Annotated in this window: 15 protein-coding genes; 5 read left to right on the top strand and 10 right to left on the bottom strand. The window is 70.7% G+C overall.

The annotated features are described in order from the left end of the window. Positions 1-248: 248 nt before the first annotated feature. The 4 genes from AB0B40_RS08030 (at position 249) to AB0B40_RS08015 (ending at position 5,979) form a co-directional block, all read left to right on the top strand. Positions 249-908: a response regulator transcription factor gene (locus AB0B40_RS08030; protein WP_121786344.1), complete on the top strand. Its 660-nt coding sequence runs from the start codon at positions 249-251 to the stop codon at positions 906-908. A gap of 146 nt (positions 909-1,054) precedes the next feature. Continuing rightward, positions 1,055-2,356 carry a ribonuclease D gene (locus AB0B40_RS08025; protein WP_345051854.1) on the top strand — a complete coding sequence of 434 codons (1,302 nt, stop codon included), beginning with the start codon at positions 1,055-1,057 and terminating at the stop codon, positions 2,354-2,356. Between the two features lie 279 nt (positions 2,357-2,635). Then, complete coding sequence (locus tag AB0B40_RS08020; RefSeq protein ID WP_345051856.1) at positions 2,636-3,853, top strand: acetyl-CoA C-acyltransferase; 1,218 nt, start codon at positions 2,636-2,638, stop codon at positions 3,851-3,853. Then, on the top strand, positions 3,850-5,979 hold the full coding sequence (locus AB0B40_RS08015; RefSeq protein ID WP_345051859.1) for a 3-hydroxyacyl-CoA dehydrogenase NAD-binding domain-containing protein: 2,130 nt from the start codon (positions 3,850-3,852) through the stop codon (positions 5,977-5,979). Before AB0B40_RS08020 ends, AB0B40_RS08015 begins: the two co-directional genes overlap by 4 nt. Positions 5,980-6,129: 150 nt before the next feature. On the opposite strand, the gene AB0B40_RS08010 is transcribed toward AB0B40_RS08015, so the two are convergent. Further along, complete coding sequence (locus AB0B40_RS08010) at positions 6,130-7,146, bottom strand: hypothetical protein (protein ID WP_362263523.1); 1,017 nt, start codon at positions 7,144-7,146, stop codon at positions 6,130-6,132. 73 nt (positions 7,147-7,219) lie between these two features. Between AB0B40_RS08010 and AB0B40_RS08005 the strand changes: the two genes are divergently transcribed. Further along, positions 7,220-7,612, top strand: a complete 393-nt coding sequence (locus AB0B40_RS08005; protein ID WP_345051864.1) for an NTP pyrophosphohydrolase — start codon at positions 7,220-7,222, stop codon at positions 7,610-7,612. A 10-nt stretch (positions 7,613-7,622) separates the two neighbouring features. On the opposite strand, the gene AB0B40_RS08000 is transcribed toward AB0B40_RS08005, so the two are convergent. From AB0B40_RS08000 to AB0B40_RS07960, 9 genes are all read right to left on the bottom strand, one after another. Next, positions 7,623-9,074: a glycosyltransferase family 39 protein gene (locus AB0B40_RS08000; protein WP_345051867.1), complete on the bottom strand. Its 1,452-nt coding sequence runs from the start codon at positions 9,072-9,074 to the stop codon at positions 7,623-7,625. A gap of 73 nt (positions 9,075-9,147) precedes the next feature. Then, complete coding sequence (locus tag AB0B40_RS07995) at positions 9,148-10,677, bottom strand: amino acid permease (RefSeq protein ID WP_362263522.1); 1,530 nt, start codon at positions 10,675-10,677, stop codon at positions 9,148-9,150. A gap of 148 nt (positions 10,678-10,825) precedes the next feature. Beyond that, on the bottom strand, positions 10,826-12,754 hold the full coding sequence (gene dxs / locus AB0B40_RS07990; protein WP_345051872.1) for a 1-deoxy-D-xylulose-5-phosphate synthase: 1,929 nt from the start codon (positions 12,752-12,754) through the stop codon (positions 10,826-10,828). A 142-nt stretch (positions 12,755-12,896) separates the two neighbouring features. Next, positions 12,897-14,189, bottom strand: a complete 1,293-nt coding sequence (locus AB0B40_RS07985) for a sugar ABC transporter permease (RefSeq protein ID WP_345051875.1) — start codon at positions 14,187-14,189, stop codon at positions 12,897-12,899. Further along, positions 14,186-14,974, bottom strand: a complete 789-nt coding sequence (locus tag AB0B40_RS07980) for an ATP-binding cassette domain-containing protein (protein WP_345051877.1) — start codon at positions 14,972-14,974, stop codon at positions 14,186-14,188. Before AB0B40_RS07980 ends, AB0B40_RS07985 begins: the two co-directional genes overlap by 4 nt. A 146-nt stretch (positions 14,975-15,120) precedes the next feature. After that, a complete protein-coding gene (locus tag AB0B40_RS07975) occupies positions 15,121-16,236 on the bottom strand; it encodes a substrate-binding domain-containing protein (protein ID WP_345051880.1) in 1,116 nt (371 codons plus the stop codon). Positions 16,237-16,357: 121 nt separating this feature from the next. Continuing rightward, positions 16,358-17,557 (bottom strand): ROK family transcriptional regulator, encoded by a 1,200-nt coding sequence (locus tag AB0B40_RS07970; RefSeq protein ID WP_345051882.1) that lies wholly within the window; start codon positions 17,555-17,557, stop codon positions 16,358-16,360. 186 nt (positions 17,558-17,743) lie between these two features. Next, a complete protein-coding gene (locus AB0B40_RS07965; RefSeq protein ID WP_345051885.1) occupies positions 17,744-18,667 on the bottom strand; it encodes a carbohydrate ABC transporter permease in 924 nt (307 codons plus the stop codon). Between the two features lie 15 nt (positions 18,668-18,682). Then, positions 18,683-19,618: a sugar ABC transporter permease gene (locus tag AB0B40_RS07960; protein ID WP_345051887.1), complete on the bottom strand. Its 936-nt coding sequence runs from the start codon at positions 19,616-19,618 to the stop codon at positions 18,683-18,685. Positions 19,619-19,726: the final 108 nt, after the last annotated feature.

Genomic DNA, 19,726 nt, shown 5'->3' with positions numbered 1-19,726 from the left:
CGAAACGCCCTGTTGACCATCTCTTTGTCGATACGACCACTTTCCGCACTCGAATCGCACTCGCTCGAACCGACTCGATCTTCGGATGATCGATCGCGTGTCCGAATTGCACAGATTGTTACTCACTAGATCGTGATCATTCTCTAAAGGCGGACGAGTTTGCTGCCGAAGACGACTGTGACCTTGAAAGCACGGTTCGTCCCGGCTTCCTCCCCAAAGCCGGCCCCGTCCCCCACCCAGGAGGCCTGGTGTCCGTTCTCCTTGAGCAACCCGCAAGCCTGGTCGCCTACCGCCCGAACAAGCCGACCGCCATGGTGGTCGTGGCCGACCCGCGCGTCCGCTCCACCGTCACCCGCCATCTGTGGGCGCTCGGCGTGCGCGATGTCATCGAAGCCTCGTCCATCGCGGAGGCTCGTCCCCGCATCGGCAACCCGCGCGACATCTGCGTCGCCGACGTCCACCTCCCCGACGGCTCCGGCCTCACCCTCCTGTCCGAGACCCGCGCCGCGGGCTGGCCCAACGGACTCGCGCTGTCCGCCGCCGACGACATCGGCGCGGTCCGCAACGCGCTGGCCGGCGGCGTCAAGGGCTACGTCGTCACCGGCACCCGCACCAACATCGGCCTCCCCAGCCGGCCGGGCGCCACCCCCCTCGGCGCCGCCGCCCGCATGCACCGCCGCCCCCCGGGTGCCCCGAGCCACCCGGGCGGCTACCGGGAACTGTCCGGACGCGAGGTCGAGGTGCTGCGGCTGGTCGCGGAGGGCCAGTCGAACAAGGCGATCGGCGTCTCCATGGGACTGTCCGCCCTCACCGTGAAGAGCCACCTCGCCCGCATCGCCCGCAAGCTGGGCACGGGTGACCGGGCCGGCATGGTGGCCGTGGCCCTGCGCACCGGGATCATCCACTGAGCCCAGCGGATACCCCCTTCGGCGGAATCCGGCCTTCACGCCCGTGCACCAGCCACGCCCCGAGCTGACTGGTTTACGCCCCTCCCGTGCCCGTCGGCGGAACGTTCCGTCGACGGGCGCCGTCCGTACACGGATACCCTTGACAGGTGACCGACGCCCAAGACACCGCAGCAGACAGTTCCCTGCGCACCACCGGAGGCACTCCTCCGGACGACGCCGGATCTTCTGTGACGGGGGCGCCGACTCCGTTGCTCGAACCCCGCGAGGGCATTCCGCCCGTCGTCGCCGACGAGGCGGCCCTCGCCCAGGTGATCGCCGCCTTCGCCGCCGGCTCCGGCCCGGTCGCCGTGGACGCCGAGCGCGCCTCCGGCTACCGCTACGGCCAGCGCGCCTATCTGGTGCAGCTGCGCCGTGAAGGCGCCGGCACCGCGCTGATCGACCCCGTCGCCTGCCCCGACCTGTCCGGGCTCGGCGAGGCCCTGTCCGGCGTCGAGTGGGTGCTGCACGCGGCCACCCAGGACCTGCCCTGCCTGCGCGAAATAGGCATGCTCCCCAGCCGCCTGTTCGACACCGAGCTGGCCGGCCGGCTCGCCGGCTTCCCCCGGGTCGGCCTCGGCGCCATGGTGGAGGGCGTCCTCGGCTACGTCCTGGAGAAGGGCCACTCCGCCGTCGACTGGTCGACCCGCCCGCTGCCCGAGCCCTGGCTGCGGTACGCCGCGCTCGACGTCGAGCTGCTCGTGGACCTGCGGGACGCCCTGGAGAAGGAGCTGGACCGGCAGGGCAAGCTGGAGTGGGCACTGCAGGAGTTCGACGCGATCGCGACGGCACCGCCGGCCGAGCCGCGCAAGGACCCCTGGCGCCGTACGTCCGGGATGCACAAGGTGCGCCGGCGCCGGCAGCTCGCCGTCGTACGGGAGCTGTGGGAGACCCGGGACCGTATCGCCCAGCGCCGGGACGTGTCGCCGGGCAAGGTGCTGAGCGACGCGGCCATCGTGGAGGCCGCGCTCGCCCTGCCCGGCAACGTGCACGCCCTCGCCGCGCTGAACGGTTTCGGGCACCGGGTGGGGCGCCGGCAGCTGGAGCAGTGGCAGGCGGCGGTGGACCGGGCCAGGTCCCTGCCGGAGTCCGGGCTGCCGCAGCCGGGACAGCCCGTGACCGGGCCGCCTCCGCCGCGGGCCTGGGCCGACAAGGACCCCGCCGCCGCGGCCCGGCTGTCCGCGGCCCGCGCGGCGGTGTCGGCTCTCGCCGAGCGGCTCGCCATGCCCCAGGAGAACGTGATCTCCCCGGACACGGTCCGGCGGATCTGCTGGGAGCCGCCGAAGACCGCCGACGCCGGTTCCGTGAGCGGCGCGCTGGCCGGGTACGGCGCGCGTCCGTGGCAGATCGAACTGGTGACGCCGGTGCTGGTCGACGCCCTGAGGGTCAAGGGGGAGCAGGGCGGGGCCTGACCCGCCCGGCGATGGCCGGCGTGCGCCGCCTGCGGGCGCTCAGCGGACGCCGGACGTCGAGATCACGCCAAGATCCCGGTACGGCACGGCCAAGATCCCGGTACCGCACGAAAGACGGGGTGCGTGTGGCGGGCGGGGGTCTCGGCCGGCCTCCGGTGTGACGTTCACCGCTCCAGGCGGCGGGGCTGTGCAGTTACGTTACTCATAAGTAGCATGGGTCCTGAGCGCGCGCTCAGCGCATCGCAGCAGTGCCACCCCGCACCCTGGAGGAGAGCCATCGTGCCTCGTACCGTCAGGGACGTCGTCTTCGTCGACGGCGTCCGCACCCCGTTCGGCAAGGCGGGCCCGAAGGGCATCTACCACGAGACCCGCGCCGACGACCTCGTCGTGAAGGCGATCCGGGAGCTGCTGCGCCGCAACCCCGGTCTGGACCCGAAGAAGATCGACGAGGTCGCCATCGCCGCGACCACGCAGATCGGTGACCAGGGCCTGACCCTCGGCCGCACGGCCGGCATCCTCGCCGGGCTGCCGCAGTCCGTCCCGGGCTACTCCATCGACCGCATGTGCGCCGGCGCCCTGACCGCCGTGACGACCACCGCCGGCTCGATCGCCTTCGGCGCCTACGACGCCGTCATCGCCGGTGGTGTCGAGCACATGGGCCGCCACCCGATGGGCGAGGGCGTGGACCCGAACCCCCGGTTCGTCTCCGAGAAGCTGGTCGACGAGTCCGCCCTGTTCATGGGCATGACCGCGGAGAACCTGCACGACCGCTACCCGCAGATCACCAAGCTGCGCGCGGACGAGTACGCGGTGCGCTCGCAGGAGAAGGCCGCCAAGGCGTACGCCAACGGCAAGATCCAGCAGGACCTGGTGCCGATCTCGGTGCGCCGCACGAACGCCGAGGCCGGCGAGACCGGCTGGGGCCTGGTCACGGCCGACGAGCCGATGCGCCCGGGCACCACCCTGGAGAACCTGGCCGGTCTGAAGACCCCGTTCCGCGTGCACGGCCGGGTCACCGCCGGCAACGCGGCCGGTCTGAACGACGGCGCCACCGCGTCGATCATCGCGAGCGAGGACTTCGCCCGCGAGAACAACCTGCCGGTCAGGATGCGCCTGGTGTCGTACGCCTTCGCGGGCGTCGAGCCGGAGGTGATGGGCTACGGCCCGATCCCGGCCACGGAGAAGGCCCTCGCCCAGGCGGGCCTCGGCATCTCCGACATCGGTCTCTTCGAGATCAACGAGGCCTTCGCCGTCCAGGTCCTCGCCTTCCTCGAGCACTACGGCATCGCGGACGACGACGAGCGCGTCAACCAGTACGGCGGCGCCATCGCCTACGGTCACCCGCTCGCCTCCTCCGGCGTCCGTCTGATGACGCAGCTGGCCCGCCAGTTCGAGGAGCAGCCGCACGTCCGCTACGGCCTGACCACCATGTGCGTCGGCTTCGGCATGGGCGCGACGGTCATCTGGGAGAACCCGCACTTCGAGGGGGACAAGTGAGCACCACCGCCGAGCTTCTGAAGCAGGCTTCCGAGCTGTTCCCCGACGAGGTCGTCACCAGTGCGCACGTACGCCACTTCGACCTGCCGTCCGGTGCCGGCCGCTTCGCCCTGATCACGCTGGACAACGGCCTGGACCACACCAAGCCGACCACCTTCGGCCCGGCCTCGCTGGCGAACCTGAACACCGCCGTCGACCAGGTCGAGAAGGAGGCCGCCGACGGCGAGATCGTCGGCGTCGGCATCACCGGCAAGCCGTTCATCTTCGCGGTAGGCGCCGACCTCAAGGGCGTCGAGCTGCTGAAGGAGCACGAGCACGCGCTCGCCATCGGCAAGGGCGGCCACGAGGTCTTCAAGCGCCTCGGGGGCCTCGCGGTCCCGACCTTCGCGTACTACAACGGCGCGGCGATGGGCGGCGGCGTCGAGGTCGGCCTGCACTGCACCTACCGGACCGTCTCCAAGGCGATCCCGGCGTTCTCGCTGCCCGAGGTCTTCCTCGGTCTGGTCCCCGGCTGGGGCGGCTGCACCCTGCTGCCGAACCTGATCGGCGCCGAGAAGGCCGTCTCGGTCATCATCGAGAACTCCCTGAACCAGAACAGGCAGCTCAAGGGCAAGCAGGTCTTCGAGCTCGGCATCGCCGACGCGATCTTCGAGGGCGCCGACTTCCTGGAGCAGTCGCTGATCTGGACCGCCCAGGTGCTCAAGGGCGAGGTCAAGGTCGAGCGTCCGGTGATCGACCGCGGCGAGGCCTGGGACCAGGCCGTCGCCAAGGGCCGCTTCATCGCGGACTCCAAGGTGCACGGCGCCGCCCCGGCCGCCTACCGCGCGCTGGACATCATCGCCGCCGCCAAGAACGCCGACCTCCAGCAGGGCTACGACGCCGAGGACCAGGCCCTCGCCGACCTGATCATGGGCGGCGAACTGCGCTCCGGCATCTACGCGTTCAACCTGGTGCAGAAGCGCGGCAAGCGTCCCGCCGGCGCCCCGGACAAGAACCTGGCCCGCCCGGTCACCAAGGTCGGCGTCGTCGGCGCCGGTCTGATGGCCTCTCAGCTCGCGCTGCTGTTCCTGCGCCGCCTCGAAGTGCCCGTCGTGCTGACGGACATCGACCAGGAGCGCGTCGACAAGGGTGTGGGCTACGTCCACGCCGAGATCGACAAGCTGCTCGGCAAGGGCCGCGTCAACCAGGACAAGGCCAACCGCCTCAAGGCGCTGGTGACCGGTGTCCTGGACAAGGCGGAGGGCTTCTCGGACGCGGACTTCGTCATCGAGGCCGTGTTCGAGGAGATCGGTGTCAAGCAGCAGGTGTTCGCGGAGGTCGAGGCGGTCGCCCCGGCACACGCGATCCTCGCCACCAACACCTCCTCCCTGTCGGTGTCGGAGATGGCGTCGAAGCTGAAGCACCCCGAGCGGGTCGTCGGCTTCCACTTCTTCAACCCGGTGGCCGTCCTGCCGCTGCTGGAGATCGTCCGCGGCGAGAAGACCGACGACGCGTCCCTCGCGACCGCGTTCGCCGTCGCCAAGAAGCTGAAGAAGACCGCGGTCCTCACCAAGGACGCCCCGGCGTTCGTCGTGAACCGCATCCTGACCCGCTTCATGGGCGAGATCCAGAACGTCATCGACGAGGGCACCCCGGTCGAGGTCGCCGAGAAGGCGATCGAGCCGCTCGGCCTGCCGATGTCCCCGCTGGTCCTCCTGGAACTGGTGGGTCCGGCGATCGGCCTGCACGTCTCGGAGACCCTCAACCGGGCCTTCCCGGACCGCTTCACGGTCTCCCCGAACCTCAAGGCGGTCGTCGAGGCGGGCAAGCGCGGCTTCTACGTCTACGACAGCGGCAAGCCGGAGCTGGACCCCGAGGTCGCCGCGCTGCTCAAGCAGGGCGACACCGTGCTCACCGAGGAGCAGGTGCGGGCGCGGGTGCTGGACGCGGTGGCGCAGGAGATCGGGCTCATGCTCGACGAGGGCGTCGTCGCCGAGGCCCAGGACATCGACCTGTGCCTCATCACGGGTGCCGGCTGGCCCTTCCACCTGGGCGGCATCACGCCGTACCTGGACCGCGAGGGCGTCTCGGAGCGCGTGAACGGCAAGAAGTTCCTGGCCCCGGGCGTGGCGAGCGTCCCGGCGTAAGGCACCGCGCAGGCCGTACGATGCCCGGCACACCCCAGGGTGTGCCGGGCATCGGCGTAGCCGTCCGGGGCGCCGGGCAGGGCGGCCGGGGCACGGGGTGCGGTCACCGCTGTCGCGCCGGCGGCCCGGTGCGTGCGGCCCGCCCCCGGTTCACAGCTCCCGCCACGCCTCCAGCGCCAGCCCCTGCTCGTCCTTGCGCCGGGTCAGGTGGAGCCGCCCGGTCGACGGGGACAACGTCGCCGCCACCACCCGGCCCGTCTCGTCCTTCGCCAGGGACACCAGCGCGTCCAGCGGCAGTTCGGGGCCCGACTCGGTCCACCAGGCCCCCGCCGACTCCTGCTCGGTCGGATAGGCGGCGAACGCGACCCGGCGGCTCGCCGTCCGCTGGACCAGCAGCGTGCAGTCGTACCCGTCCAGTTCGCAGCGGATCGCCGACACCGGGCCGGGGCCCGCGGCGGGCAGCAGGGTGACCGGCTTGCCGCCCGGGCGCCAGGCGCACAGGCCGCCGGAGGTGTCGGTGTAGAAGACGGTCGTGCCGTCCGCCGAGGTGGCCAGGGCGCGCAGGGTGCCGGGGCGGACCGGGGCCTGCAGGGCCTCCTGGAGCACGGGCTGGGCGCCCGCCTCCTCCTGACGCCAGTACAGCAGGCCCTGCGGGACGGCCGCGTACAGCTCGACCCTGCCGGACTCCCCGGTGACCGCGGCCAGTCCGTCCCGCACCTCGCGGCCCTTCAGGTCCCGCCAGGGGTCCCAGCCGCCCTTCTCCTTCTGCATGATCATGCTCACCCCGCCGCCCCTGTTCGGGACGAAGACGTGGGCGCGGCCCAGTGCGTCCACCGCGACGGCGGGCGTGCCGGTGCGGTCGCCCTTCTTGTTCGGGTGGCCGACCGGGTGCCAGTCCAGGGCGGCCAGGTGCGGGCGGAAGTGCGTGGTGTGCACCAGCCCGGCCTCGCCCTTGAGGGTGGGCCGCCAGGAGACCAGGTGGGTGTAGCCGTCGGCGCCCTGGCCGGCCGCCAGGACGGGGTGCAGTCTCTGTTCGCCGCCCACCCTGCGCGGGGCGGACCAGGGCCCGTGGGGGCCGCGCTCGGCCCGGCACAGGACGGCGTCGCCCGACAGCTGGTAGACACTGAGCCGGCCGTCGCGGCCGCGGAGGAGCCAGTCGCCGTTCACCGGTTCACTTTAAGCCGCTGGGCACCGGCCGCGGGGCCCGCCCCCCGGTCCCCGGCCATGGGACCCTGGGCGCATGAGCGACCCCGTACCCGCAGCGCCCTCCCCCGCCCCGCCGCTCGTCGTCGTGGACGGCGCGAACGTCGTCGGCTCACGGCCCGACGGCTGGTGGCGGGACCGCAGGGCGGCGGCCGAGCGGCTGCGGGACCGGCTGGCGAGCGAGGGCCTGCCGGGGCACGCGGGCCCGGTGGAGATCGTGCTCGTGGTCGAGGGCGCGGCCCGTGATGTGACGTCGGTGCCGGGCGTGCGGGTGGAGCCGGCGCCGGGCAGCGGGGACGACCGGATCGTGGAGCTGGTCGCCGAGAACGCCGGCCGGGACCGCCTGGTGGTGACCGCCGACCGCGAGCTGCGGCGCCGGGTCACGGAGCTGGGCGCGGAGGTGGCCGGGCCGCGCGCGGTCTGGGGCTGAGCCGCGGCCGTCACCACCCCGGCACCCGGGCGTACAGCACCGCGCCGTCCACCCGGCCCACCTCCTCGTAGCCCGCCGTGAGCAGGCGGCGCAGCGTCGGGAGGCGGTCGGGGGCGTACGGCTCGCCCCGGGAGTCGTCGACGACCAGGGCGGGGGCGTGCGCGGTCATCTCCCGGCGGAAGACCGGCCAGGCGCCCGCCACGGCGTACTTCTCGCCGACCTGGGGGCCGTCCCGGCCGCCGCTGTAGTTGGTGAGCAGGCCCGCGGTGAGGTAGCGGGTGGCGGGGGTGCGGCCGGCCAGCCAGTAGGTCTCCGGGTGTATGCCCCACACGAGGACCCGGTCGGCGGGTGCCGTGCGCTGTGTGAGGGCAGCCGCCACCCGCTCGGTGTGCGCGAGTTCGGGGCGCGGGGCGAGCAGGCCCCAGCCGACGAAGAGGGCGCAGGAGCAGGCCGAGGTGAGGACGGCGGCCGTGTGCCGCTCGCCGGGCAGGACGTGCAGCGCGGCGGTGGCCAGCAGGGCGAGCGGCGGGGTGAGTTGCAGGTAGTAGTGGCCGAAGAAGTGGCAGCCGAGCATCACGGCGGCGGCCGAGGAGGCCAGCCACAGCCACAGCTCGGGCACTGTGGTGCGAGCGCCGCGCAGGGCCCGTACGACCGGCGGGAGCAGTCCCGCGGAGGCCGCCGCGAGGATCGCCGCGTTGGTCAGCGCCCGGGCCAGGACGTGGAGTTCGGAGCCGGTGACGGAGGCGTACGCGGCGGAGCCGGTCACCGTCCAGAACAGGAAGCCGGCCGGATCCGTCGCCAGGGCCACCCCGAGCACGGGGAGGGCGAATCCGGCCGCGAGCCGCGGCAGGCCGGCGCGGAGGCCGCCGCCCTGCCGGTGCAGCAGCCAGGCGACCGGCAGCAGCACCGCTCCCCCGGTCTGCTTGGTCAGGAAGGCGGCGGCGACAGCGGCCCCGGCCACGCCCCAGCGAGCGCGGTCCGCGCACCACAGGGCGGCGGCCGTGCCGGGCAGCATGAACACCTCGAAGGTGGCGGCCTGCGCGTCCTCGGGGTTGAGCCCGACCGAGATGAGCAGATAGAGCACCCCGGCGGTGCGGCCGGCCCGGTCCCCCCAGCGGCGGCGGGCCAGGGAGGCCAGCAGGGCGGCGGTGAGCAGCTGGGCGAGGACGGCGAGCACCCGCAGTGGAGTCAGGGAGCCGGAGCCGAAGAGTGCGAAGGCGGACTGGTACAGCCAGGGCAGCAGCGGCGGCTTGCGGTCCACCACCGTCTCGTAGAGCCGGCCGCCCTGGGCGAGCAGCCGGGCCTGTACGGCGAGGAAGCCCTCGTCCGGGTTCCACAGCGGCTGGACGAAGGAGGGGATCCGGGTGACGCAGGCCAGGGCGGCGAGGAGGGGGGCGAGCCGCGTCCAGTACGCCGTCCGGGTGACCGCGGTCCGTGCGGGGGCGAGCGGGGCGGCGAGCATGCCAGCACGCTATCCGGCCCGCCGTCTCCAGCCGAAGCAGGACATACCGGGCCGGTGGGGCAGCCTGTAGGCCCTAGTCGGCGGTTCCGTGCGGCGACTGCGCGGCGTTGCCGGCCGCGGCCGCCTCGCGCTCGCGCAGGCCCAGACGGCTGTGCGAGCGGCCGTAGAAGAAGTAGACGACGAAGCCGATGACCATCCAGATGGCGAACCGGATCCAGGTCTCGGCGGGCAGGTTGAGCATCAGCCACAGGGAGGCGCACACGGACAGGATCGGGACGACCGGCACCCACGGGGTGCGGAAGGCGCGGTGCAGGTCCGGGCGGGTGCGGCGCAGGATGATGACGCTGAGGGCGACGACGATGAACGCGAACAGCGTGCCGATGTTCACCAGTTCGGCCAGTTCGCTCAGGCTGGTGAAGCCGGCCACGATCGCGATGATCACGCCGAGCAGGATGGTGGACCGGTACGGGGTGCGGAACCGCGGGTGGGTGTGCGAGAAGAAGCGGGGCAGCAGCCCGTCGCGGCTCATGGCGAAGAAGACCCGGGACTGGCCGAGCAGCAGGATCATGCACACGGTGGTGAGTCCGACGGCGGCGCCGAAGCTGATCAGGCCCGCGTACCAGGGATGGCCCGTGGATTTGAACGCGTCGGCGAGCGGGGCCTTGATGGACAGCGCGCTGTACTTCTGCATGCCGGTCACGACGATCGACACGGCGACGTACAGGGTGGTGCAGATGATCAGGGAGCCGAGGATGCCGCGCGGGACGTCGCGCTGCGGGTGACGGGTCTCCTCGGCGGCGGTGGCGACGACGTCGAAGCCGATGAACGCGAAGAACACCACGGAGGCCGCGGTGAAGATGCCCATGACGCCGAAGTCGGAGGGCGCCCAGCCGAACATCAGCTGGATCAGGGGGGCCTTGAGGTTCCCGGCGGACGCCGCGGACTGGGCCTTCGGGATGAAGGGGTGGTAGTTCCCGCCCTTGACGAAGAAGGCCCCCGCGATGATCACGACGAGGACCACGGCCACCTTGATCGCGACGACCACGGAGGTGACCCGCGCGGACAGCTTCATGCCGACGACGAGGATGGCGGTGAGCACCAGGACGAGGGCCGCGGCGAGGATGTCGAAGCCGAAGCCCGTGGCGCCGTCCCGGCCGGAGAGCGCCGCGGGCAGGTCCCAGCCCGCGTTGTCGAGCAGCGAGTGGATGTAGCCGGACCAGCCGACCGCGACCACCGCCGTGCCGAGCGCCAGTTCGAGGACCAGGTCCCAGCCGATGATCCAGGCGGGGAGTTCGCCGAGCGAGGCGTAGGAGAAGGTGTACGCGGAGCCCGCGACGGGGACCGAGGAGGCGAACTCGGCGTAGCACAGGGCGGCGAGCGCGCAGACGACACCGGCCACCACGAAGGACAGGGAGACGGCGGGGCCGGCGGTGTTCTTGGCCGCCGTGCCGGTGAGGACGAAGATGCCGGTGCCGATGATGACACCGACGCCGAAGACGGTCAGGTCGAGGGCGGTCAGCGACTTCTTGAGCGCATGCTCGGGTTCCTCGGTGTCCTGGATGGACTGCTCGACGTTCTTCGTCCGGAAGAGCGCGTTGCTCACTGCCTGCCTCCCACGCTTGTCGTCCTCGACATGATCGAGAGGGTCGGGGAGGGTATTCCCCGGCACAGGCAGGTTGACGCAGACGGGCCGGTTCCGCCACCTGGAGACGGGGCGGAACCGGCCCGCGGGGGCGGTTTCCGGTCGCGTGCTAGTCGCGGGCGGGCTCCACGGAGTCCACGGTGCCGGCCGTGCCGCCGTAGCGGCCGTCGAGCCGGGCGACGAGCCCGGTGACCTGGCGCGCGATGTCGGGTGCGGTCAGGCCGATCTCGGTGAGGACCTCGGCGCGGGAGGCGTGGTCGAGGAAGCGGGGCGGGATGCCGAAGTCGCGCAGCGGTACGTCCACACCCGCGTCCCGCAGGGCCTGGGCGATCGCGGAGCCGACGCCGCCGGCCCGGCTGTTGTCCTCGACGGTGACGACGACCCGGTGCCGGTCGGCCAGCGGAGCCATGGCCTCGTCGACGGGCTTGACCCAGCGCGGGTCGACGACGGTGGTGGAGATCCCCTGCCTGTCCAGCAGTCCTGCGATCTCCAGGCACATCGGGGCGAGGGCGCCCACGGAGACCAGCAGCACGTCCGGGAGGTCGGTGCCGGGCTCGCGCAGCACGTCCATGCCGCCGACGCGGCCCACGGCGGGTACGGCGGGGCCGACGGCACCCTTGGAGAAGCGCACCACGGTGGGCGCGTCCTCGACGGCGACGGCCTCGCGCAGCTGCGCCCGCACCTGGTCGGCGTCGCGCGGGGCGGCGAGCCGGAGCCCGGGCACGACCTGGAGGATCGACATGTCCCACATGCCGTTGTGCGAGGCGCCGTCGGTGCCGGTGACGCCGGCCCGGTCGAGCACGAAGGTCACACCGCACCTGTGCAGGGCCACGTCCATGAGGACCTGGTCGAAGGCGCGGTTGAGGAAGGTGGCGTAGACGGCGAAGACCGGGTGCAGCCCGCCGTAGGCGAGGCCCGCCGCGGAGACGGCGGCGTGCTGCTCGGCGATGCCGACGTCGAAGACGCGTTCGGGGAAGCGCTTGGCGAACCTGTCCAGGCCGACCGGCTGGAGCATGGCGGCGGTGATTGCGACGATGTCCTCGCGCTCCTCGCCCAGCCTGACCATTTCCTCACCGAACACGGAGGTCCAGTCGGCGCCGGAGGAGGCGATCGGCAGCCCGGTGTCCGGGTGGATCTTGCCGACGGCGTGGAAGCGGTCGGCCTCGTCCTGGAGGGCGGGCTGGTAGCCGCGGCCCTTCTCGGTCAGGCAGTGCACGATGACCGGCCCGCCGAACCGCTTGGCCCGGGCCAGCGCCGACTCCAGCGCCTCGATGTCGTGACCGTCGATCGGGCCGACGTACTTCAGGCCCAGGTCCTCGAACATGCCCTGCGGGGCGATGAAGTCCTTCAGGCCCTTCTTGGCGCCGTGCAGGGTCTCGTACAGCGGCCTGCCGACGACCGGGGTGCGGTCGAGGATGTCCTTCGTCCGGGCCAGGAAGCGCTCGTAGCCGTCGGTCGTGCGCAGGGTCGCGAGGTGGTTGGCGAGGCCGCCGATGGTCGGGGCGTAGGAGCGCTCGTTGTCGTTGACGACGATGACGAGCGGGCGGTCCTTGGCCTCGGCGATGTTGTTCAGCGCCTCCCAGGCCATACCGCCGGTCAGGGCCCCGTCACCGATCACGGCGACGACACGGCTGTCGCGCTCGCGCAGCTGGTTGGCCTTGGCGATGCCGTCGGCCCAGCCGAGCACGGTCGAGGCGTGGCTGTTCTCGATCACGTCGTGCTCGGACTCGCTCTGCGCGGGGTAGCCCGACAGGCCGCCCTTCATCTTCAGCTTGGAGAAGTCCTGCCGGCCGGTGAGCAGCTTGTGCACGTAGGACTGGTGGCCGGTGTCCCACAGCACCTTGTCCTGCGGCGAGTGGAAGACCCGGTGCAGGGCGATGGTCAGCTCCACCACACCGAGGTTCGGGCCGAGGTGGCCGCCGGTCTTGGAGACCGCGTCGACGAGGAAGGTCCGGATCTCCCCGGCAAGCTGGTCCAGCTCCTCCAGGCTGAGCCGGTCCAGATCGCGCGGTCCCGTGATACGGGTCAGCAGCGGCACCCGTGCCTCCTTGCAGTAGAGCTGATCGAGCTGTTGCCGGGCTTGTCGAGTCTAATGTTCCGGTCCGGCTCGCGGTGTCCGGGTGTAAGACACGGAAGTGCCCGGCGCCACCAGGGCGCCGGGCACAGGGGTTTTGCGGGTGTTACGCGCGCCCGGCCGACTTCTGGGTCTTGCGGGTCACCGCGTCGATGACGACGGTGGCCAGCAGCACGCCACCGGTGATCATGTACTGGACCGGGGAGGCGATGCCCTGCAGGGCGAGGCCGTACTGGATCGAGACGATCACCAGCACGCCGAGGAGCGCGTTCCAGGTCCGGCCGCGGCCGCCGAAGAGGGACGTGCCGCCGATCACGGCCGCCGCGATCGCGTTCATCAGCAGGTCACCGCCACCGGCACCCTGGTTGGCCGAGGTGATCTTGGAGGCGATGAACAGACCGCCGATGGCGGCGAAGGTGCCGGAGATCGCGTAGACCGAGATCCGGACCGCGGCGACGTTGATGCCGGCCCGGCGGGAGGCCTCGATGCTGCCGCCGAGCGCGAAGATCTTGCGCCCGTAGGCCGTGCGGCGCAGCACGAAGTCCGTGATCACCAGGACCGCCAGGAACAGCACCACGGCCAGCGGCAGGCCCTTGTACTGGTTGAAGACGGCGGCGGCGGCGAAGGCCACCACGGCGAGGAGCACCGTACGGACGATGATCTCGCTCAGCGGACGGGACGGGACGCCCGCGGCCTCGCGGCGGCGGTTGTCGAAGAACGCGGTGAGGAAGAACACCACGACGGCGGCCACGGCGAGGCCGTAGGCGGCCGCCACGTCGCTGAAGTAGTAGCCGCTCAGCTTGGCGACCAGACCGCTGTCGTCCAGGTTGATCGTGCCGTTGCTGCCGAGGATCTGGAGCATGAAGCCGTTCCAGAACAGCAGACCGGCCAGGGTGACCGCGAAGGCCGGGACACCGACCCGGGCGAAGAAGAAGCCGTGGATCGCGCCCGCGACCGCGCCGGTGAGGATGGCGAGGATCAGCGCCAGCCACTCGGCCATGCCGTGCGTGATGTTGAGCACGGCGAAGGTGGCGCCCGCGACACCGCTGACCGAACCGACCGACAGGTCGATCTCGCCGAGCAGCAGGACGAAGACGATACCGACGGCGATCATGCCCGTGCCGACCATGGCCACGGAGATGTCGGACAGGTTGCCCGCGGTGAGGAAGTTGGGGTTCAGGCTCGCGAAGATCGCCCAGATGACGATCAGGCCGACGACGACCGGGATCGACCCGAGGTCACCGGCGCGGATCTTGCGCTTGAACTCGCCGACGTAGCCGGCGAAGCCCTGCTCGCGCACGAGCAGCCGGGGGTCGACGGCCACGTCCGCGCCGGCGGCGGCCTCCGGGTTCTCCGCGGTCTGCGGCCCGGCAGGGGCGGAGGTCTTGTCGATGCTCACTTCTGAGCCTCCCCGTTGCGCGCCGCACGACGGGTCACGGCGTTGTCCGTGGCACCGGTGATGGCGGAGATGATCTCTTCCTGCGAGGTGGACTTGACCTCGAACACGCCGTTGTTGCGCCCCAGGCGCAGCACGGCGACCTTGTCCGCCACGGCCTTCACATCGGCCATGTTGTGGCTGATGAGGATCACGGCGTGGCCGCGCTCGCGCAGCCGCTCCACGAGGTCGAGGACCTGCGCGGTCTGCTCGACACCGAGGGCCGCGGTGGGCTCGTCCAGGATCACCAGCTTGGGCTCGCCGAGCATGGAGCGGGCGATGGCCACGGTCTGGCGCTGACCGCCGGAGAGCGAGGCGATCGGGATGCGCACGCTGGGGATGCGGATCGACAGCGTGGTGAGCAGCTCGCGGGAGCGGCGCTCCATCTCCACCTCGTCCAGGACGCCGCGCTTGCGCAGCTCCCGGCCCAGGTAGAGGTTGCCGACGACGTCGATGTTGTCGCACAGCGCGAGGTCCTGGTAGACGGTCGCGATGCCCAGGTTCTGGGCGTCGTGCGGCTTGCTGATCGAGACGGCCTTGCCGTCCCACTCGATGACGCCCTCATCGATGGGATGCACGCCGGCGATCGTCTTGACCAGCGTGGACTTTCCGGCGCCGTTGTCGCCCACCAGGGCGACCACTTCACCGGCGTGGACCTCAAGCTCTACGTCGGTGAGCGCCTGGACGGCACCGAACCGCTTGGAGACCCCGCGCAACGCCAGCACGGGCGTAGCGGACACGTGAACCATCTCCTTCGCCGCCTGACCCGGCGGGAGGTTGTGCAGAAGTGTGAAAGGGGGGTCCGTCCGGCGCCCCGCCCTAGCTTTGCGGGGCTGGTGGATGCGGGGCGCCGGAGGAGTCTGTACCGCGCACGTCCCGGGGGACGTGCGGCTGTTTACTTCAGGCCGATCTTGGCGCAGGCCGACTTGTACTTGTCGGTGCAGATGTCGTTGACCGTGTAGAAGCCGTCCTTGATGACGGTCTCCTTGATGTTGTCCTTGGTCAGCGAGACGACCGGGACGATGACCGACGGGACCTGCTTCGTGGTCGGGCTGTCGACCTTGCTCGTGGCGATGGAGTCGAGCTTCTCGCCCTTGCCGAGCGCGACGGCCATCTTGGCGGCCACGGCGGCCTCCTGCGGGTAGGACTTGTACACGCTCATGTACTGGTCACCCGTCACGATGCGCTGCACACCGGCCAGCTCGGCGTCCTGGCCGGTCACCGGGACGCTGATGCCCGCGGCCTTGAGCGCGGTGATGATACCGCCGGCCATGCCGTCGTTGGCGGAGTAGACGCCGACGATGTTCTTCTTGCCGAGGGCGGAGATGGCGCCCTCCATGTTGGCGTTGGCGTTCTCCGGCTTCCACTCCTTGGTGTCGTACGACTTGGCGATGTCGACCTTGCCCTTGAGCTCCGCCAGCGCGCCCTTCTTGAAGAAGGCGGCGTTCGGGTCGGTGATCGCGCCGTTCATCATGACGATCTTCGCGGAAGGCTTGGCCTTGTCGCCCAGCGCCTTCAGCAGGGCCTTGCCCTGGGTGTGACCGACCTCTTCGTTGTCGAAGGAGGTGTAGGCGTCGATCGGGCCCTCGGCCAGGCGGTCGTAGGCGACGACCGGGATGCCGGCGTCCTTGGCCTTCTTGACCGAGCTGGCGATGGCCTTGGAGTCCACCGCGTCCACGATCAGCACGTCGACCTTGTTGGTCACCATCGTGTCGACCTGCTGGTTCTGCGTGGTGGCGTCCTGCTTGGCGTTCGCGTAGACGACCTTGCCCTTGCCGTTCGTCAGGTCCTTGACCTGCTTCTCGATGATGGGCTTGTCGAACTTCTCGTAACGCGCGGTCTGGTTCTCCGGAAGGAGCAGACCCACCGTGATGGCGTCGCCCTTCTTCGAACCGGAGCTGGAGTGGTCACTCCCGCCCTTGGACTCCTTGGCGCTGCCACAGGCGGCCAGCGACACGGCCATCGCTCCGGCGGCAACGGCAACGGCGGCACGACGCATACGTGCGTTCACTTCAGAAACCTCCCTGACGAGGCCGCGTCGTTGCGGCCGAGGTGGCTGGAAGTCAACTCGGCCACACGTGCGACGTCAAGAAGTAAATCCTTAACGAGATGGCAACGGTGCCATCCGTTCTCTAAGTGAAGGCAGGGGCCGCCACCGGCAGCGCCCCCTCCAAAAGGGTCGAATCGCCCATCTCGCTGAGGGCGAGGGCGAGCGCTCCGAGCACCTCGGCACGGCCGCCGAGGGCCCCCGGAAGCACGGACAGCTGGCGTGCCGCACTGGGGATGGCGTAGCGGCCGACGGACTCCCTGATCGGCCCGAGCACCAGCTCGCCGGCCTCGGCGAGGTCACCGCCGAGCACCACCCGGCTCGGGTTCAGCAGGTTGCAGAGATTGGCCACCCCGCTGCCGATGTGACGGCCGACGTCGGCGATCACGCGCCGACAGCCGGGGTCACCGTCCCTGGCCAGCCGTACGACGCCCTCCATGGTCAGATCGGGGCCGTGGCCGGGCTGGAGCAGCGGGAGGACGTAGCGCGCCGCCGCGAACGTCTCCAGGCAGCCGCGGTTCCCGCAGCGGCAGACCGGACCGGACTCGTCGAGTGTGATGTGCCCGATCTCGCCCGCCGTGCCGCCCGGCCCGCGGTAGATCTTCCCGTCGATCACCAGACCGGCGCCGACACCGCTCGCGACCTTGATGTACGCCAGGTCGCGCACGCCCTTGCCGCTGCCCCAGACCAGCTCGCCGAGGGCGCCGAGGTTGGCGTCGTTGTCCACGTGCACGGGCACGCCGAGCCGCTCGCGCAGCTCCTCGGCGGGCTTGGTGCCGCCCCAGCCGGGCAGGATCGCGGTGGAGCCCAGGGTGCCGGACTCCACGTCGATCGGACCCGGCACGCCGAGCCCCACGCCCGCCACCTTGGTCCGGTCCACGCCCGTGGCCGCGATCAGGCGGTTGACCAGCTGTTCGGCCCGGTCGAAGCCCTGGTCGGCGGAGGCGTCGACGTCCAGCGGCTCGGCCTCCTCGGCCAGCACCTGATGGGCGAGGTTCCCGACCGCGACGCGCAGATGGGTGTGCCCGAAGTCGACGCCGATCACGATGCCGGCGTCCCCGCTCAGGCTGACGCTGCGGGCCCGCCGCCCGCCCGCCGAGGTGGGTGTGACCTCGACTGTTCCGCCGTCCTTCAGCTCCCGCACGATGTTGGAGACGGTCGCGGCGGACAGACCGGTCGTCCGCGCGATCTCCGCCTGCGTGAGGGACCCGGCCAGGCGTACGGCCCGGACGACCCGCTCCAGGTTGGCTCGGTGCAGTGACGACTGCGACCCTGGAGTCTCCACGACGACCTCCTGAGCGCGGGGCCGCTTCGGCGAGGCCCCGTGTATGTCCAACTAGTGAACTCTAAGCTGAGCTGTTCGGGGTGACTTACGTCAAGAGGTTGAACCGTTTCCGGGTCCTGTGACACATGCCGCGCACGCCGCCCCCGGGTACGGAGGCGGCGTGCGCGCGGGTGGTCGCGGAGCGCGTTACTTCAGCGTGGCCGAGGTCAGGCCCGCCTGCACCTGGCGTTGGAAGGACAGGTACACGACCAGCATCGGGATCATCGCGATGGTCACACCCGCGAAGAGAACGGGCAGGTCAGAGGCGTATCCCTGCTGTTGCTGGAGCTGGATCAGCCCCTGGGTGAGGACGTATCGCTCGGGATCGGATCCGCTCTGCGGCTGCATCAGGACCGTGGGCAGGATGAACTGGTTCCACTGGCCCAGCGTGTTGAAGATCCCCACGCTGATCAGTCCGGGCTTCGCCATCGGCAGCATCACCTGGAAGAAGGTGCGGGTGTGCGAGGCGCCGTCCAGGATCGCCGCCTCGAAGACCGCCGTGGGCAGGGTCCGGAAGAAGGAGTGCATGAAGAACACCGTGAACGGCATCGAGTAGGCGATGTAGACCAGGATCAGCCCCTGGTAGGTGTTCAGCATGTCCAGCCGCTTGACCATGAAGAACAGCGGGACCAGGGCCAGGAACACCGGGAACATCGCGCCGGCCACGAAGAAGTAGTACAGCAGCCGGTTGCCCCAGAAGCGGTACCGGGCCAGCACGTAGGCGGCCATCGACCCGAACAGCATGGTCAGCGGCACGGAGAACACCAGGACGATCAGGGTGTTCAGGAAGTAGTCGCCGATGCCCTTGTGCCAGGCCCGGGAGAAGACGTCGAGGGACCAGTGTTCCGGCCAGCCGAAGGCGGATCCGCCGATCTGGGCGTCGGTCTTGAAGGAGCTGAGCACGAGCCACAGCAGCGGCAGCACGATCAGCAGGGCCCACAGGGCGAGGAAGCCGTGGGAGAAGACGTTCAGGACCACGCCCTCGCCACGGCGGTCGTCCGGGCGGACGGGCACCTTGGCCACGGAACGGCCGGCCGGAAGGGGGGCGGTCTCTTTGATGGGTGCGCTCATCGTCGTCACTCCCGCTCAGAACTCGATGCGCTCGCGGCGGGTGGCGCGGAGCGTGACCACGGACAGGATCAGGGTGAGCAGCAGCATGACCACGCCCATGGCGCAGGCGTAGCCGCTCTTGCCGTAGTACAGGAAGTTCCGCATCATCACCGTCGACATCACGTCGCTGTGGTGGTCGGGGCCGCCGCCGTAGGCGCCCATGTTCTGGGTCATCGAGGAGACCAGTACGAACATGTCCATGGCGACGATGCCGAGGTAGACCCAGGCCGTCTGCACGCTGTCCCACAGCAGTGGCAGGGTGATGCGGAAGAAGGACTGGTTGCGGCTGGCCCCGTCGATCAGGGCGGCCTCGTAGATGTCCCGCGGGATGGACTGCATGGCGGCGGAGAACAGCACCAGGTAGAAGCCGACGCCGTGCCAGACCACGACCGCCATCAGCGCCCACAGCACCATGCTGGGCTCGTTGAGCCACTCCACGGGGGTGTCGGGGTCGACCAGCCCGATCTTGATCAGCACCCCGTTGAGCAGACCGCCGCCGTCACTGCGGTACACCGCGTTGAACAGCACCGCGAGGATCGCCAGCGACAGCACCTGGGGGAAGAAATAGACGATCTTGTAGAGCTTCGATCCGGCGACACCCTGCACCCCGCCGGCCCGGCCGCGTCCGCCCGCGTTCAGCATGAAGGCGAAGAACAGGGCGAACAGAATCGTGATCACCGGGATGAAGACGAGGAACAGGATGTTGTGCCAGATGGCCTTCAGGAAGACGTCGTCCTGGAACAGCGCCTGGTAATTGTCCAGACCGACGAAGCGGAAGGTCTGCGACTGCCCCTTCCAGTCGGTCAGTGAATAGCCGAACGTCTGGATGTACGGCCAGATCACGAAGATCACGTAGAGGGCCACGGGAGCGAAGAGAAACCCCGCGACGAACCGGTACTGCCCTTTGCGCATGGACTTTTCCTGCCCTGTGGTGTGGCGCCCCACAGGGGCGCGGGGAACTGCGCGACCGGCTACGGCGAACCGGCGCACGCGATCTCCCGCACCCCTGCGCGGCCCGGC

This window comes from Streptomyces sp. NPDC042638, assembly GCF_040647235.1.
Classification (GTDB): domain Bacteria; phylum Actinomycetota; class Actinomycetes; order Streptomycetales; family Streptomycetaceae; genus Streptomyces; species Streptomyces rameus.
This window is presented reverse-complemented; position numbering and strand designations above follow the sequence as displayed.

Coding starts and splice junctions, on each gene's coding strand:
- AB0B40_RS08005 (WP_345051864.1), top strand. CDS start 7,220: ATGAGCGACCCCGTACCCGCAGCGCCCTCCCCCGCCCCGCCGCTCGTC.
- AB0B40_RS08000 (WP_345051867.1), bottom strand. CDS start 9,074: ATGCTCGCCGCCCCGCTCGCCCCCGCACGGACCGCGGTCACCCGGACG.
- AB0B40_RS07980 (WP_345051877.1), bottom strand. CDS start 14,974: ATGGTTCACGTGTCCGCTACGCCCGTGCTGGCGTTGCGCGGGGTCTCC.
- AB0B40_RS07965 (WP_345051885.1), bottom strand. CDS start 18,667: ATGAGCGCACCCATCAAAGAGACCGCCCCCCTTCCGGCCGGCCGTTCC.
- AB0B40_RS07960 (WP_345051887.1), bottom strand. CDS start 19,618: ATGCGCAAAGGGCAGTACCGGTTCGTCGCGGGGTTTCTCTTCGCTCCC.